This is a genomic window from Corallincola spongiicola (genome assembly GCF_004284785.1).
GTDB classification, from domain to species: Bacteria; Pseudomonadota; Gammaproteobacteria; order Enterobacterales; family Neiellaceae; genus Corallincola; species Corallincola holothuriorum.
In genome coordinates this window covers 1-1,172 of the sequence record NZ_SHLY01000014.1, presented here as the reverse complement: position 1 = coordinate 1,172, position 1,172 = coordinate 1, and the positions used below count along the sequence as shown (strand labels likewise).

The 1,172-nt window shown below is 51.4% G+C and carries 1 protein-coding gene; it reads left to right on the top strand.

Features of this window, described 5'->3' with window-relative positions; all coding sequences use genetic code 11:
• Positions 1-149: 149 nt before the first annotated feature.
• Complete coding sequence (locus EXY25_RS18695) at positions 150-1,127, top strand: IS110 family RNA-guided transposase (protein WP_130567974.1); 978 nt, start codon at positions 150-152, stop codon at positions 1,125-1,127.
• Positions 1,128-1,172 lie beyond the last annotated feature (45 nt).

The window sequence follows — 1,172 nt, the reverse complement described above, 5'->3', positions numbered from 1 at the left end:
CCACCAAGGCTCAGTGAGTATGTCCCTAACCCGAGTGCGTTGACACTGTGGGAGAGATGATGCCCTGAGTCTTTTTCTCTAACACTGGATGGTATCCAAGCGCCCGCTTAGCGGTGATGCTGCATGGACAAGGGTAGTAAGAGTTAATTATGCAATCTGTTGGGATCGATGTAAGTAAAGCCAAGCTCGATTGTTGCTGGCTGCGGGATTCACAAAAGAACAAAGTTAAGTGCAAAATATTTAAGAATCAGCCTGACGAATTCAGACACCTGGGTGATTGGCTGGTAAAGAACACTGGCAGTCAGCCGGATGAGATCCATGTGGTATTGGAAGCCACAGGCGTTTATCACGAAGCTGTTGCTCTGCAGTTGTACGACCGAGGTTTTCGGGTCAGCGTTGTAAACCCAGCACGGCCTAAGAAGTTTGCTGAGTCGATGGGGTATGTTCATAAGACCGATAAAAAAGACAGTGTGATACTGGCGAAGTTCGGCGAGCAGGCCAAACCGGCTTTGTGGGTGCCTGAGCCGAGGAAAATACGCCAGCTTAAGGCGTTGATAGCACGCCTTGAAGCCCTGGATGAGGACCTTCAGCGTGAGAATAATCGTCTGGAGGCCGCAGAGCTGACACAGGCATCGGAGATTGTCATTGAATCACTGACAACGATGCTGGAAGCGCTTGAAGCTGAGCGCAAGCGTCTGTTGAGTGAAATCGATGACCACATTGATAATCACCCGGACCTCAAAAAGAACCGAGCATTGCTGGAAAGCATTCCGGGTGTGGGGCCGGTAGTATCACGCATGATGCTGTCTGTTATCGGCAGCCGGTGTTTCAGCAGCGCTAAAGAGCTTGCTGCATTCCTTGGCCTTATACCTCGCCTGAGAGAGTCGGGGACGATGAAGGGACGAACCATGCTAACCAAGCAGGGTCCGGCAAATGTGAGGGCCAAGCTCTACATGGCTGCGGTGGTCGCTAAAAGTGTCAACCCGGATATCCGGCAACACTACGACCGACTGGTAAAGAACGGTAAAACAAAAATGCAGGCGCTCGCTGCGGCAATGCGCAAGCTGACTCATATTTGCTTCGGCGTGCTTAAGCACCAGAGCGAGTATCAGCCTCAAACAGCGTGAAAATCACTGCTTGAGGCATGACGAGCAAGATGGTATCTCTCCCCT